10 protein-coding genes are annotated in these 14,963 nt (G+C 64.8%); 1 reads left to right on the top strand and 9 read right to left on the bottom strand.

Annotated elements, in window-relative coordinates; genetic code table 11:
* Positions 1 to 227 precede the first annotated feature (227 nt).
* Genes FJ964_RS16235 through FJ964_RS16250 form a run of 4 tightly spaced genes read right to left on the bottom strand, consistent with a single transcriptional unit; the run spans position 228 to position 6,888 of the window.
* A complete protein-coding gene (locus FJ964_RS16235) occupies positions 228 to 2,684 on the bottom strand; it encodes an FAD-dependent oxidoreductase (RefSeq protein ID WP_140551327.1) in 2,457 nt (818 codons plus the stop codon).
* Positions 2,681 to 3,862, bottom strand: coding sequence for a pyridoxal phosphate-dependent aminotransferase (locus tag FJ964_RS16240; RefSeq protein ID WP_140551328.1), 1,182 nt, complete (start codon positions 3,860 to 3,862; stop codon positions 2,681 to 2,683). Before FJ964_RS16240 ends, FJ964_RS16235 begins: the two co-directional genes overlap by 4 nt.
* Entirely contained in the window at positions 3,862 to 6,315 is a 2,454-nt protein-coding gene (locus tag FJ964_RS16245) for an FAD-dependent oxidoreductase (RefSeq protein ID WP_140551329.1), read from the bottom strand. The genes FJ964_RS16240 and FJ964_RS16245 overlap by 1 nt, the downstream gene beginning before the upstream one ends.
* A gap of 30 nt (positions 6,316 to 6,345) precedes the next feature.
* Positions 6,346 to 6,888 (bottom strand): XRE family transcriptional regulator, encoded by a 543-nt coding sequence (locus tag FJ964_RS16250; protein WP_181172510.1) that lies wholly within the window; start codon positions 6,886 to 6,888, stop codon positions 6,346 to 6,348.
* 224 nt (positions 6,889 to 7,112) lie between these two features.
* Here FJ964_RS16250 and FJ964_RS16255 point away from each other — a divergent pair, with 224 nt between their 5' ends.
* Entirely contained in the window at positions 7,113 to 7,817 is a 705-nt protein-coding gene (locus FJ964_RS16255; protein ID WP_181172497.1) for a nitroreductase, read from the top strand.
* 28 nt (positions 7,818 to 7,845) lie between these two features.
* Here the strand turns inward: FJ964_RS16255 and FJ964_RS16260 are convergent, their stop codons facing one another.
* From FJ964_RS16260 to FJ964_RS16280, 5 genes are all read right to left on the bottom strand, one after another.
* Positions 7,846 to 9,288, bottom strand: coding sequence for an MFS transporter (locus FJ964_RS16260; RefSeq protein WP_140551331.1), 1,443 nt, complete (start codon positions 9,286 to 9,288; stop codon positions 7,846 to 7,848).
* A 159-nt stretch (positions 9,289 to 9,447) separates the two neighbouring features.
* Entirely contained in the window at positions 9,448 to 10,035 is a 588-nt protein-coding gene (locus FJ964_RS16265; protein WP_140551332.1) for a sarcosine oxidase subunit gamma, read from the bottom strand.
* Positions 10,028 to 13,021 (bottom strand): sarcosine oxidase subunit alpha, encoded by a 2,994-nt coding sequence (locus tag FJ964_RS16270; RefSeq protein ID WP_140551333.1) that lies wholly within the window; start codon positions 13,019 to 13,021, stop codon positions 10,028 to 10,030. The genes FJ964_RS16265 and FJ964_RS16270 overlap by 8 nt, the downstream gene beginning before the upstream one ends.
* Positions 13,018 to 13,314, bottom strand: a complete 297-nt coding sequence (locus tag FJ964_RS16275; RefSeq protein ID WP_140551334.1) for a sarcosine oxidase subunit delta — start codon at positions 13,312 to 13,314, stop codon at positions 13,018 to 13,020. Before FJ964_RS16275 ends, FJ964_RS16270 begins: the two co-directional genes overlap by 4 nt.
* A gap of 50 nt (positions 13,315 to 13,364) precedes the next feature.
* The gene (locus FJ964_RS16280) at positions 13,365 to 14,624 is read right to left on the bottom strand and encodes a sarcosine oxidase subunit beta (RefSeq protein WP_140551335.1); all 1,260 of its coding nucleotides are present in this window, start codon (positions 14,622 to 14,624) and stop codon (positions 13,365 to 13,367) included.
* Positions 14,625 to 14,963: the final 339 nt, after the last annotated feature.

Consider the following 14,963-nt stretch of genomic DNA (forward strand, 5'->3'; position numbering starts at 1 on the left):
AAACCCGCGCCGAAGGGCACCCCGCATTGGCCCTTACTTCTCCTCTTGCGCTCCGACCCTAATAACGCAACAGGCCCCTTGTGGGAGAAGGTGGCCTCGCGCAGCGAGGTCGGATGAGGGGTGTTCCAGGGAACGCCAGCGTCTCACTCCGCTGGAACACCCCTCAACCGTCTCGGCGCTGCGCGCCGATCCACCTTCTCCCACAAGGGGAGAAGGAAAAAGCGCCGCTACATCACCCGCTCCGCCTTCGGGTCATACATCGGCTTCAGCGACGCCTCCGCCGCGAAGCGCTCGCCGGCGATCTCGATCTCATAGGACGAGGCCAGCACATCCGCCTCGCTCTCGCCCTGGCAGGGCACATAGCCCAGCCCGATCGCGCCGCCGAGGTGGTGGCCGTAATTGCCTGAGGTGATCGGGCCGACGATCTTGCCGTCGCGCAGGATCGCCTCATTGTGGAAGAGCAGCGGCTGCGGGTCCTTCAGCCGGAACTGGACCAGCCGGCGGTTCAATCCGCTTTCTTTCTTCTTCAACACCGCATCGCGGCCGATGAAATCGCCTTTGGCCGTCTTCACCGCGAAGCCGAGACCGGCTTCCAGCACGTTATCCTCGTCGGTGATGTCGTGGCCGAAATGGCGGAAGGCTTTTTCGATGCGGCAGGAATCGAGTGTATGCAGGCCGCACAGCTTCAGCCCGACATCGGCACCGGCCGCATCGATTGCCTCGAAGACATGGGCCGCCTGGTCGGTCGAAACATAGAGCTCCCAGCCAAGTTCGCCGACATAAGTGACACGGTGGGCGCGGGCGAGGCCCATGCCGATCTCGATCTCCTGGAAGGTGCCAAACGGGTTGTTCTCGTTGGAGAAGTCGTTGGGGCTGACCTTCTGGATCAATTTTCGCGCATCCGGACCCATCAGGCAGAGCACGCTTTCGGCAGCGGTGACATCGGTGATGACGACGAACTCGTCCGTAAGGTGCTTGCGCAGCCAGGCGAGGTCGCGCTGCAGCGTCGCACCAGGCACGACGAGGAAATAGGCGGTGTCCGACAGGCGCGACACCGTGAGATCGCTCTCGATGCCGCCGCGCCGGTTGAGCATCTGCGTGTAGACGATCCTGCCGGGCGCCACGTCCATGTCGTTGGCGCACAGTTTTTGCAGGAAGGCGCAGGCGTCGCGGCCCTCGACGCGGATCTTGCCGAACGAGGTCATGTCGAACAGGCCTACCTTGTTGCGGACGGCGAGGTGCTCCTCGCGCTGGTTGTCGAACCAGTTCTGCCGCTTCCAGGAATAGCGGTATTCGCGCTCCTGGCCTTCGCGCGCGAACCAGTTGGCGCGCTCCCAGCCGGCGACTTCGCCGAACACGGCGCCGCGCGCCTTCAGATGGTCGTGCAGGGGCGAACGGCGCACGCCGCGCGACGTTACCACCTGGCGATAGGGGAAATGATCGGCATAGAGCAGGCCGAGCGTTTCGGAGACACGCTCCTTGAGGTAGCGGCGGTTCTTCTGGAAAGGCTGGGCGCGGCGGATGTCGACTTCCCACAGGTCGAACGGTGCCTCACCGTCGTTGATCCACTGCGCCAGCGCCATGCCGGCGCCGCCTGACGAGACGATGCCGATCGAATTGTAGCCGGTCGCCATCCAGTAGCCCCGCAGTTCCGGCGCCTCGCCGAGATAATAGCGGTCGTCGGGGGTGAAACTCTCCGGACCGTTGAAGAAGGTGTGGATGCCGGCTGTCGCCAGCATCGGCATGCGGTTTACGCCCATTTCCAGGATCGGCTCGAAATGGTCCATGTCCTCGGGCAACTGGTCGAAGCAGAAATCCTCGCTTATGCCGTCCATGCCCCACGGCTTGGCCACCGGCTCGAAGGCGCCGAGCATCATCTTGCCGGCATCTTCCTTGTAGTAGGCGCACTCGTCGGGCACGCGCAGCACCGGCAGGCGGCTCAGCCCCGGGATCGGCTCGGTGACGAGGTAAAAATGCTCGCAGGCGTGCAGCGGGATGGTGACGCCGTTCTGGGCGCCCAGTTCGCGCGCCCACATGCCGGCGCAGTTGACGACGATGTCGGCCTCGATCGTGCCTTGCTCCTCGCCCTGGGCCCAGGACACACCGGTGACGCGGCCGTTCCTGGTGTGGACCTTGGTGACCTTCACATTCTCCACGATGGTGGCGCCGCGCTGGCGCGCGCCCTTGGCCAATGCCATGGCGATGTTGGCCGGGTCGCACTGGCCGTCGAGCGGCAGGTGCACGGCGCCGACGACGTCGGACACGTTGAGATGCGGGTACATCTCCTTGACTTCCCTGGGCGAAATCTCGCGCACGTCGACATCGAAGGCGCGGGCGAGTGAAGCCTGCCGGTAGATCTCGTGCTTGCGCTCCTCGGTCAGCGCGACGGTGATCGAGCCGACCTGGCGCATGCCGGTACCGACCTCGGTCTCGGCTTCCAGCTTGACGTAGAGGTCGGCCGAATATTTCGCCAGCCGCGTCATGTTCTGCGAGCCGCGCAACTGGCCGATCAGGCCGGCGGCGTGCCATGTCGTGCCCGAGGTCAGTTGCTTGCGCTCCAGAAGCACGATGTCGGTCCAGCCGAGCTTGGCCAGGTGGTAGGCGACCGAGCAGCCGGAAACGCCGCCGCCGATGATGACCGCGCGGGCTTTGGCGGGAATGGTCCGAGGGGAAGGGATGTTCATGCGGCCTCGCGGCGGTAGCTGGAGACAAAGCGGCGCAGCCGGAGTGCTGCTTCCCGCAGGACCGGTTCCGGCTGGCACAGGCTGACGCGGATATGGCCGGCTGCGGCCTCGCCGAAGCTGGAGCCGGGCATGACGCCGACCTTCTCCTTGTCGAGGAAGGCGAAGGCGAACTTCTCGTCGTCGGATTCGACGGCCGATATGTCGAGCATGACATACATGCCGCCTTCGGAGCCGCGCACGCCGACATCGTTCATGCCGCGCACGGCGTCGAGCAGGACGGCGCGTCGCGCCGCATAGCGTTCGGCGATTTCCTTCACGCCATAACCCTTCTCCAGCGCCTCGGTGCAGGCGATCGAGATGAAGGCCGGCAGGCCGTAGGTCGTCACCAGATTGAGGTTGGTCAGCAGCGAGATCATCTCGCTGGGACCGGTCAGCCAGCCCATGCGCCAGCCGGTCATGCCGTGGCTCTTGGACATGGAATTGACGACCAGCGTGCGCTCGGCCATGCCGGGCAGGGAACGCGGCGAGATGTGCTCGCCGCCGCCGAGCGTCCAATAGACTTCGTCTGACAGCAGCCACAAATCGTGCTCGCGGCAGACCTCGGCCAGCTGTTCCAGCCGTTCCCGCGAATAGACGGCTCCGGTCGGATTGTTCGGCGTGTTGATCAGGATGGCGCGCGTATTCGGCCGCAATGCCGCGCGGATCATGTCGGCGCGGGGCTGGAAACCATCCTCGGCCGGCGTCTCGACAACCGTGAAGGTCGCGCCCGCGGCGCTGAAGGTGTTGGGGTAGGTCGCGTAGTATGGCGCAACCACGATGGCGTGGTCGCCCGGGTCGAGCACGGCCTGCACGGCGGCGTAGAGCGCCGCCTGGCCGCCCGGCGTGGCGATGACCTGGTCCGGCGTCGTCTCGATTCCCGTGCAGGCGCCCGAGGCGGCCGCCATGGCCTTGCGCAAGCGCGGCAGGCCGGGCAGGGGGGTGTAGTGGTGATTGCTGCCGCGAACCGCGGTCACGCAGGCCTCGATCGTCTCGGAAGGCGTATCGAAATCGTGATCGCCGACCGACAGCATGATGATGTCCTCGCCGGCCTCCTTGCGGGCCCATGCGGCGAAGTGGACTTCCCAGCCATCCTTGCCCGACGGCACGATGCCTGAAATGCGCGATGATGGTTTTGGCATCAGGCTCTCAACCTTTCGTTCTTCGGATCCCACAAGGGCTCGTCCTTCTGCACGACCGCCTTGAAGCGGTCGCCGAAGATCTCGACTTCGACCGATGTGCCGGGCTCCGCCAGGTCGGCGCGCAGCATGCCGAGCGCGATCGACTTGCCGACGCGGTGGCCCCAGCCGCCTGACGTCGTCTCGCCGACGATCTGGCCGTCATGCCACAGCGTCGACATGTAGGGTGCGTCGCAATCGCCGGGGTTTTCGACCACCAGCGTGACGAAGCGCTTCCTGACGCCCTGCTGCTTCTCGTTCTGCAGCGCCGCCTTGCCGCGGAAATCGGGCTTGTCCCATTTGACGAAGCGCTCGAGCCCGCCTTGCAGGATCGAGTAGTCGGTCGAGAGGTCGCCTTTCCAGGTGCGGTAGCCCTTTTCAAGCCGCAACGAATCCAGCGCGTACATGCCGAACGGTTTCAGGCCGTGCGGCTGTCCCGCCCCGCAGATGGTGTCGAAAACGGCGGCGGTGTCGTCAACCCTGGTGTGGATTTCCCAGCCGAGTTCGCCGGCGAAGGAGACGCGTACCAGCTTCGCCCAGCGTCCGGCGATATCAGTTTCCTGATGCGTCAGCCACGGCAAGGTCAGGTCGGCCTCACAGACGGTGGCGAGGATTTCCCGCGACTTGGGTCCGGCCAGGATTTGGGTGGAGAATTCCTCGGTCCGGTCGATCAGCTTGAAAGTCGCATCCTTGGGCATGTGCGATTTCAGCCATTCGAAGTCATGCCATTGCGCTACTGCCGCAGTGATCAGCGTCATGGACTCCTCGCCATGGCGCACCACCGACATTTCGGTGACGATGCGGCCCTTGTCGTCGGAGAAATAGACGAGACCGATGCGGCCGGGCTTCGGCACGAGGCCGGTCACTTGCCGGCTCAGCCATTCGGCGGCGCCCGGACCTTCGAGGTTGAAGCGCGAAAAACCCGGCAGGTCGAGTATGCCGGCGGCGTCGCGAACGGCCAGGCATTCCTCGCGCACGCGGTGCTGCCACGGCCCGTCGCGACGGAAGGTGAGCGTTCCTTCTTCGGAGACGTCGTCGCCATCCTGCGCATACCAGGTGGCGCGCTCCCAGCCATTATAGGCGTCGAAGCGGGCGCCGAACGCCTTGATGCGCTCATGGATCGGCGACAATTTCCTGTCGCGTCCCGCCGGCCAGGCATGGCGCGGAAACTGGATGGCGTATTCGTTGCCGTAGATCTCCATGCCTTTGGCAACGCAATAATCCGGCGCCGAAGCGAAGGATGTGAAGCGGCGCGGGTCGCAGGACCACATGTCCCATTCGGTCTGGCCCTCAGTGACCCATTCGGCCAGCACCTTGCCTGCACCGCCGCCTTGCGCGATGCCGAAGGTGAAGACGCAGGCCTCGAAGGCGTTGGGGACTCCCGGCATCGGCCCGATCAGCGGATTGCCGTCCGGCGCATAGGGAATCGGGCCGTTGATGACCTTGGACAGGCCGGCGGTACCCAGGATCGGCACGCGGGCAACGGCATCTGCCAGATAATGCTCCAGCCGGTCGAGATCGTCGGGGAAAAGCTGGAAGGAAAAATCCTCCGGCATCGGATCGTTGTGGGTTGCCCAGTGCGCACGGCAATTGCGCTCATAGGGGCCCAGATTCATGCCGTTCTTTTCCTGGCGCAGATAGTAGGAGGTGTCGACGTCGCGCAGCAGCGGCAGCTTCCTGCCCTGTTCCTTCGACCATGCGGCGAGTTCGGGGATCTCCTCGAACAAGATGTACTGATGGCTCATCACCATCATCGGCACTTCGCGGCCGAACATTTTTCCGACTTCGGCGGCACGGTAGCCGGCGGCGTTGACGACGATCTCGCAGCGGATCTCGCCTTGCGCTGTTGCAACCACCCACTCGTCCTTGTCGCGGCGCACGCCTGTCACCGGGCAGAAGCGTATGATCCGGGCACCCATGTCGCGCGCGCCCTTGGCCAGAGCCTGGGTCAGCTGCGCCGGGTCTATGTCGCCGTCGCTCGGGTCGTAGAGGGCGCCTTTCAGCTCATGCGTCTCGATGAAGGGATACCGGCGCTTGATCTCGTCCGGGCCGACAATCTCGATGTCCATGCCCTGGTAGCGGCCCATGCCCTTGGCGCGCTGGAACTCCTGCATGCGCTCTTGCGTGTGGGCAAGACGCAGCGAGCCGGTGACATGGTAGTTCATGGGATAGTCGACGGCCTCGGCCAGCCCGCGATAGAGCTCGGTCGAATAGCGCTGCATGTTCATCAGCGACCAGGACGAGGAGAAGGTCGGCACATTGCCGGCGGCATGCCAGGTCGAGCCGGAGGTGAGTTCGTTCTTTTCCAGGAGAACGCAGTCGGTCCAGCCCGCCTTGGCGAGATGGTAAAGCGAGGAGGCGCCGACGACACCGCCTCCGATGATCACCACGCGTGCCGTGCTCGGCAAACCGGCCATGTTCTTCTCCAACCCTTGGTCCAATTTCATTCAATAAACCGGCGGCGAAACCACCCAGATGACGACCGCCGGCTCCATTCCCGGATTACGCCAGCGGAAAGGCTTGCCCTCGAAGCGAAAGGAATCGCCTTCGCCGAGGCGATGCCATGTCCCCGATATTTCGATGTCGAACGTCCCCGACACGACATATCCAGCCTCTTCGGTTGGCCGGCGCGCCTCCGTCCTGAGTTCGGCGCCCGGGGCGAAGACCGAACGCAGCATCTCGAAGCTACCGCCGAGATCGGGCGACAGAAGCTCCTCCATGAGGCCGGATTCGCTTGTGCCAAGGGTGCGGCGGCTGCCGGCGCGCACGACCGCGCCGCGCTCGCTTTCGACGGGCACGTCGTGGCCGAAGAACAGGCTGACCGGCACGCCGAACAGTTCGCCGAAGGCCCTGAGGTCACTGAGCGACGGTGTCGACAAGCCGCGTTCGACCTGGCTGACCCAGCCGACCGACCGACCGAGTTTCAGGGCGATCTCGGCAAGCGTCAGGCCGCGCGCCTTGCGCAGCGCCCTGATATCGCCGGCCAGCAATCGTTCGTAATTTCCCTGCAATGCTTTCGCTGTAGCTGGAGGCAAATCGTGCTCTCGTGAAAAAATCCAATCAAATTTCATGAGATGCCGGAGCGGTGAAAAAATCAAGCGGATTTTCACGGGTGCACAAGATTTGCTTGCGCGATTTTGGCGGTTCATGCAAAGGCTCGGCCGCGAACGGCGAGTGGGGACGTCCGATCGGGACACAGGGTAAGGGACGGCCCATGCTGGAAAAGAAGGCTCGAATCGCTGACGATGCCGATATCGTCGACGACGCGATCGTATCGCGCCGGTCGGTGCGCGCTTTTCTGCCCGACATGGTCGACGACGATACGATCCGCGACATACTGGCGGTTGCGGCGCGCGCGCCCTCCGGCACCAACATGCAGCCATGGCGGGTCTATGTCACCAAGGGCGACACCAAGCAGCGCATATCGGATGCCATCCTGAATTCCGGCATCCGCGCCGAAAAGGCCGACTGGGACGAATATCGCTATTATCCCACGCAGTTCTTCGAACCCTATCTGACCCGCCGCCGCGCCAACGGTTTCGGGCTCTACGGCGCACTCGGCATCGGCCGCCGCGAGGTCGACAAGATGCGCGCCCAGCATGACCGCAACTTCGTCTTCTTCGACGCGCCGGTCGGCATGATCTTCACCATCGACCGCCGCCTCAACCAGGGTTCCTGGATCGACTACGGCATGTTCCTGCAGAACATCATGGTTGCCGCGCGGGGCAGGGGCTTGCACACCTGTCCGCAGGCGGCGTTCGCGCCCTATCACCGGCAGATCAGGCCGGTGCTCGGCATCCCCGACGAAGAGATCGTCGTCTGCGGCATGGCGCTCGGTTATGAAGATACGTCGAAGCCCGAAAACGCCTTTCGCACCGACCGCGTGCCGCTGGAGGAATGGGTGACGTTCAGCGAGTAGGCCGATTGTGCCTGCGCTGCGACATCCGCTATTCCGTGTTCATCTGGGCGCCATGGCCGCTGACATGGGCGCCATCCTGCGGCGTCAGCTTGAGATAGGCTGATAGCGCGCACAGCGTGATGACACCCTCGATCACGAACAGTATCCGGAAGTCATTGGCGACGGCCGGACCGCCGCCGGCCAGAAACGATAGTGCCGCGGCGGCGAGGCCGACGCTGATCGCCACCGCCAGTTGCCACAATATGTAATAGAGCGCGCTGAAGCGGGCGAGCTGCTCGGGCGCGATATCGGAATAGGCAAGGTTGCCGGTCGACGCCCATTGCGCGGAACGGAAGACGCCGAAGATGAAGATATAGGCAAGCACGATCCACACCGGTGTGGTCGCCTGCATCAGGGCAAAGCCCGCAACCATCGCGGCAACGACTGGGGTATTGAAGACCAGCACGCGGCGGAAGCCGAAGCGGTTGAGGAGGCGCGGCATGAAGACACGCATGACCACCGATCCGACCGCGGCGACGAATGTCAGCGAGCCCGCCTGCACCGCGCTCATGCCGAAGCCGAGCTGGAACATCAGCGGCAGCAGGAAGACGACGGAGCTGAGGCCGATCGTGTCCAGACCGCCGCCGGTGAGGAAGGAGATGCGGAAGGTTCGGATGCGCAGGAGCTTGAGGTCGAGCAGGGGGTTGCGCACGCGCAGGCAATAGAACGAGGCGACCGTCAGGACGACCAGCCCCAGGGCAAGCTCGGCCGCGATCACGCCGGCGGCCGCATCTTTCGCCGCCAGCGAATCCATGCCGAAGACCAGCAGGACCATGCCGCTGCCGACCAGCAGGAAGCCCGGGAAATCGAACGGCGTGCGCACGGGTTTGGTCACCGTCGGAAACAGCGAGGCGGCAAGGACAGCCGCCGCCAGCGCGAAGGGCACGTTGATGAAGAAGATCCAGCGCCAGGAGATGTAGGTGGTCAGCGCGCCGCCGACGAGCGGACCGACCAGCGGGCCGGACTGGCCGGCCAGCGAGATGTACATATTGATCTTAAGCGTCCGGCTTCGAGGGAAGGTCGACAGGATGACGACCTGGCCGAGCGTGCCCATCAGCGCGCCGCCGAACCCCTGCAGCGCGCGGGCGCCGACCAGCGTCCAGATATTGTTCGACAGGCCGCACAGCGCCGACGAGGCGGCGAAGACCAGCAGCGCAAAGCAGTAGACGTTGCGCAGGCCGAAGCGGTCGGCGGCCCAGCCGCCGAGCGGCATCGAGATGATCAGGCTGGCGACATAGACCGTGATCAGCAGGCCAAGCTGGCTTGGTGGACGGCCAAGGCTTTCGCTGATGCCGGGCAGCGCGGTCACCACGACGTTCTGGTCGAGGCTGGTCATGAACACGCCGCACGCAACCGTCAGCGGCAGCAGGAGCGTGGCCCTGGCCGACACATCGGCGCGATCGGTGGCGCCGGCGGATATTTCTGCGGTCATGGAGATGTTCGAACCAAACGGATGCGCGGACTTTTGAGACGGGTTTTGTTACCCTTCGGACCGGCTTGACGGTCGTATCCTGCCAGTATGACGGCCGCCGGCGCATTGCTGTAGCGTCAGAGCCGGCCGGCCTTGATGCCAGAATCCGTCGAGGCGCGCCTACTGCACCTCGTAACCGACTTCCTCGCTGGCGTGACACAGCGCCTTCCAGAATGAGCGCGCGAACGAACGGAAGACGTAGATGTCGAACTGGTCGCCACCGGTGCGCTGGATCTGGGCGAAGACATCGTGATGGGTGGTCGAGCGGCCGGCGCCGAGCGGGAAGGCCGGCAGCGCGAAATCGATGGCGAAGAACTTCGCCAGCACCCACTCGGCCTTCGGTCCGGCGATGCGGATCACGCTGCGGCCATGCGAAAGATCGGTCACCGTGCCGATGGCGGGGGTCACCACGCCCGCGAAAGCCGCGGCCAGCCCCTCGGCTTCGTCGGCTACGGTGAACTTTCCCGGTGCAAAACCGAATGCCGATTTAACGCCATTGGTGGCGCCGCCGCCGGCACCGTCGGGCAACGTAAGCCCGGTGACGGCGCGGATGCCCGATATCAGTTTCTTCTCTTCGCCCGGCCAGGCAGCGAGCTGCACGATCGAGCCCGGCCGCGTCTCGGTCAGGATGACTTCGACACCATGTTCGAAATCGCCGTGCGAGCCGACATGGAATTCCGGCTCCAGCGGTGAAAGACGCTCAACCATGCATGCGGCTCCCGTCCGGATCGTAGAAGTGGTTGGAAACGATCTCGACCGGCCCGAACCGGTTGCGCAGCGGATCGGAGACATGGGCGCGCGAGCCGTGCCTGGCCTTGCCGCCTTTGACCAGCGCCAATGCGATGTGCTTGCCGAGCGCCGGCGAATAGCAGCAGGCCGTGATGTGGCCGATGGAGCCGTGCGGGTTGGACTCGTCAAGCTCCTCGACGATATGCGCGCCGCCGTTGAGCGGCCTGTTGTCGAGCGCGACCAGGCCGACAAGTTCCAGCCGGTCGGGGGAGATGAGGCCCTCGCGGTCCATCATCGCCGAGCCGATAAACGGCTTCTTCTTCGACAGCATCCAGTCGAGATGCAGGTCGCGCGCCGTGGTGCGGCCGTCGATCTCGGCGCCCGTTACATGGCCTTTCTCGATGCGCATCGTGCCCAGGGCTTCCAGTCCGTAGGTTACCAGGCCGAACGGCTTGCCGGCCTCGACAAGCGCTTCCCAGACATGGGTGCCATGGTCGGCGCCGCAATAAACCTCGAACGCCATTTCGCCGGAGAAGGACAGCCGGCAGATCATCACCGGCACGCCAGCGATCTGGCCATGCACGATGCCCATGAACGGCAGCGCCGCGTTGTCGACAGGGGTGCCGGCGACGCAACTGGCCAGGATCTGCCTGGCTTTAGGCCCGCCGATCGCTGCACCCGCCCACTGGTCGGTCACGGAGGTGACATGAACCTTGAGCTCCGGCCAGATCACATCGAGGAAATATTCCAGATGCTGCATCACCTTGCCGGCATTGGCCGTGGTGGTGGTCATCAGGAAATCCTGTTCGCCAAGCCGCCATGTGGTGCCGTCGTCGAAGGCCAGCCCGTCCTCGCGCAGCATCAACCCGTAGCGGGCCTTGCCGACGGCCAGCGTGGAAAACATATTGGTGTAGACACGGTCGAGGAATTCGGCGGCGTCCGGACCTTGCACGGCGATCTTGCCCAGCGTCGAAACATCGACGATGCCGGCGCTTTCGCGCGTCGCCCTGGCCTCGCGCACATAGGCCTGTTCGACCGTCTCGCCGGCAAGGCCATAGATCATCGGCCGGTACCACAGGCCGGCGGAATACATGGTCGCGCCATTGGCGACATGCCAGTCATGCATCGGCGTCAGCCGTTCGGGCTTCAGGTCGCCGAAGCGCTCCGCCGCCAGCGATCCGATCGAAACCGGCGCAAAAGGCGGCCGGAAGCGCGTCGTGCCGACTTCCGGGATCGGCTTGCCCAGCGCCTCGGCCATGATGGCAAGGCCGGCAACGTTGGAATTCTTGCCCTGGTCGGTCGCCATGCCGAGCGTGGTGTAGCGTTTCAGATGCTCGACCGAGACGAAGCCTTCGCGGTGCGCCAGCCGCACGTCCTCCGACGTCACGTCGTGCTGGAAGTCGACGAAGCTCTTGCCGCTGGCCTTGATCTCGAACACCGGCGCCGGATCGGGATCGCAAGGTACGGCTTCGACCGAGGGCAGCGCGGCCGGCGTGGCTTGCGCGCCTGCCGCGGCAAGGCCCGCGGCGCGGCCCTCGCTCACCGCTTCGGCGGTGGAAAAGCTGCCGGTGAAGGCGCCTGCGCCAATCCAGTTTTGCGTCGGCTTCGGCGGCAGGAAGGCTTGCCGGGCGGCATTCCACTCCGCCTTGGCGCCGGCCTGGCTGGCCAGATGGATGGTTGGCGACCAGCCGCCCGACATCAAGAGGCAATCGGCATGGATGCTGCGGGCGTCGCCGGTGAGCGCGCCGTTGGCCATGTCGAAGCGCTGCAGCTTGACGCCCGAGAGCGCCTTGCCCCCCTCGGTGGCGATCACGGCATGGCCGGGAAAGATCTCGGCTTCGGTTTCCTCGGCCAGCTCGCGCATTTCGCCCGAAAGCTCGGGGCGGACATCGACAATCGCGGCAATTCTTGCGCCGGCCTTCTTCAGCGCCAGGGCGCAGCGATAGGCGCTGTCATTGTTGGTGAACAGCGCGACCGTCTGCCCCGCCAGCACGCCGAATTCGTTGGCGTAGCGCTCCGCGGCATGCGCCAGCATCACGCCCGGGCGGTCGTTGCCCGGGAATACAAGCGGCCGTTCGAAAGCGCCGGTGGCCAGCACCACCGATCGGGCGCGGATCGCCCAATAGCGATGGCGCGGTTCGCCCTTGCCAGGTGTCTCCTTGTGATCGGTGACCCGCTCAAGGGCGGCGAGCGTATTGCTGTCGTAGTAGCCCCAGACCGTGGTGCGCGGCAGAAGCCGGACATTGTCGTAACCCTCGAGCTGGGCCACGGTTCGCCTGGCCCAGTCGGCCGCCGGCAGGTCATCGATCGTCTCGTTCGACCAGTTGGCCGAGCCGCCGAAACGCGGATCGAGTTCGGCAAGTATGACACGCGCTCCCTGGTCAGCGGCGGCCTTGGCTGCCATCAGGCCGGCGGGGCCGGAGCCGACCACCAGCACGTCGCAAAAGGCGTTCATGCGCTCATAGCGCGCCGGGTCGGCTGCGGAGCCGGCACGGCCGAGCCCGGCGGCGCGGCGGATGAAATGCTCGCAGAACATCCAGAAGCGCGTGCCCTTCAGCGGCCCGATCACCGGACCCATGAAGGTCTTGTAGTAGAAGCCGGCCGACAGGAGCTTGCCGCCGAGCTGGTTGACGGCGCTGACGTCCCAGGCCAGCGAGGGAAAACGGTTCTGGCTGACGGCGACCAACCCGTCATGAAGCTCGACCATGGTCGCCGCAATGTTGGGCTCGCGAACCTCGCCCTTCAGCACCGTCACCAGCGCGTTCGGCTCTTCCACGCCTGATGTCAGGAGACCGCGCGGGCGGTGGTATTTGAACGAGCGCCCGTAAAGCGTGACGCCGTTGGCCAGCAGCGCCGAAGCCAGCGTATCGCCGGCATGGCCGGTGTAGGGCTCGCCATCAAAGGTGAAGCGGATGGTTTTCAGCCGGTCTATGCGGCCGCCGGTCTCGGTGCGGCGCGGGCTCACGATTTGCCCTCCGCCTTGCGACGCGCGACCGAGCCGTGATCGCCGCGTGCGAAGGCGACGCTGGAAATCTCGTGCGTCAACGTGTTGCGCACGACCCTGAGATGCACGCGGCAGCCGCCGGAATGCTGCCAGATCTCGTTGTGGTCTCCGGCCGGGTTCAGCCGGTCATAGACATAGGCATTCCAGGCTTCGAAATTTTGCGATGCGGGATCGGGACGCTCGCGGTTGCCGTCACCCTGGTAGGTGAACTCGATGACGTCGCGCGGGCCGCAATAGGGACAAGTGATCAACATCGGATATTCCTGGTGCAGCCTTGCTCAACGGAGCCTTAGTGAGATTTTGTTCAGTGCAGTCTGGGGTTGGCGCCCTGGCCCTTGTCGTCGATCACCAGGCCGCGATGGAAGCGGTCGAGCGTGAAGGGGGCGTTAAGGTCGTGCGGCTCGTCCTTGGCGATGGTCCAGGCAAAGCACCAGCCGGAGGCAGGCGTCGCCTTGAAGCCGCCATAGCACCAGCCGCAGTTGAGATACATGCCCGGCAGCGGGCCGGTGGTGATGATGGGCGAGCCGTCCATCGACATGTCGCAGACGCCGCCCCAGGAGCGCAGCATGCGCACGCGGGCAAGCCCCGGGAACAGCGCCAGCATCTCGCTCATCACCTCGTCGACGATGGGCAGGTTGCCGCGCTGGGCGTAACTGTTGTAGCCGTCGATGTCGCCGCCGTAGACAAGGCCACCCTTGTCCGACTGCGACATGTAGAAATGGCCCATGCCGAACGTGACGACCGTATCGATGAAGGGCTTCAGCGATTCGGTGACGAAGGCCTGCAGCACATGGCTCTCGATCGGCATCGTCTCGATGCCGGCAAGCTGCATCACTCGACCGGTGCTGCCGGCCACCGCGACCGCCACCTTCTTGGCGCGGATGTCGCCGCGTGATGTGGTGACGCCGGTGACGCGGTCGCCGTCGCGCAGGAAGCCGGTGACCTCGCAATTCTCGATGATGTCGACGCCGCGCCGGTCGGCGCCCCGCGCATAGCCCCAGGCCACGGCGTCGTGGCGGGCGGTGCCGGCGCGCCGCTGCATCAGGCCGCCGACCACAGGGAAGCGTGCATCATTGGAAATGTCGAGCGCGGGGATCAGGCGCTTGATTTGCGCCGGCGTCATCAGTTCGGCGTCAACGCCGAGATGGCGCATGGCGTTGCCGCGCCGTGCATAGTCGTCGAACTGGGCCGGCGTGTGCGCCAGGTTCAGGCAGCCGCGCTGAGAGAACATGACGTTGTAGTTGAGATCGTGCGACAGGTTCTCCCACAGCTTCATCGAATGCTCGTAGAAGCGGGTGTTGGCGGGCAGCAGATAGTTGGAGCGCACGGCGGTGGTGTTGCGGCCGACATTTCCGGAGCCGAGCCAGCCTTTTTCCAGCACCGCGACGTTGGTGATGCCGTGTTCCTTGGCGAGATAATAGGCGGTCGACAGTCCGTGTCCGCCGCCGCCGATGATGATGACGTCGTAGGATGCCTTCGGGTCCGGCTTGCGCCAGGCCGGCTTCCAGTCCTTGTTTCCCTTGAGCGCGTTCGCGAGCAACGAAAGGGCCGAGTACTCTGCCATGGATATGATGTCCGTTTCGGGCGATGCGGCAGACTATAGAGCAGGCCGCACGCGCAAAGCCAATATTGCGCCATCGCCTTTCGACTGGCCGACGCTCCGGCCACCGCCAGATCAGCGCAGGTGGGTCGGCTCAGGGCAAACGAATCCGGGTTAACGGGTTCCTTCGACGGTGCGCTGTCGATGGAGCCTTGAACGAAAAAACCCGCCTGTGCGACGGGTCGCTGGCGCGAGTCAGCACCATGGCTGAATATCTACCATAGCTGCCTTCACCCAGTCAAGAAAAAATTCCTATCGTAAAAGCTGCCGGCGCAGAGGGACTGGCCGTCGTCAGGTCTTGGT

Source organism: Mesorhizobium sp. B2-3-2 (assembly GCF_006442295.1).
In the GTDB taxonomy this organism is placed as follows: domain Bacteria; phylum Pseudomonadota; class Alphaproteobacteria; order Rhizobiales; family Rhizobiaceae; genus Mesorhizobium.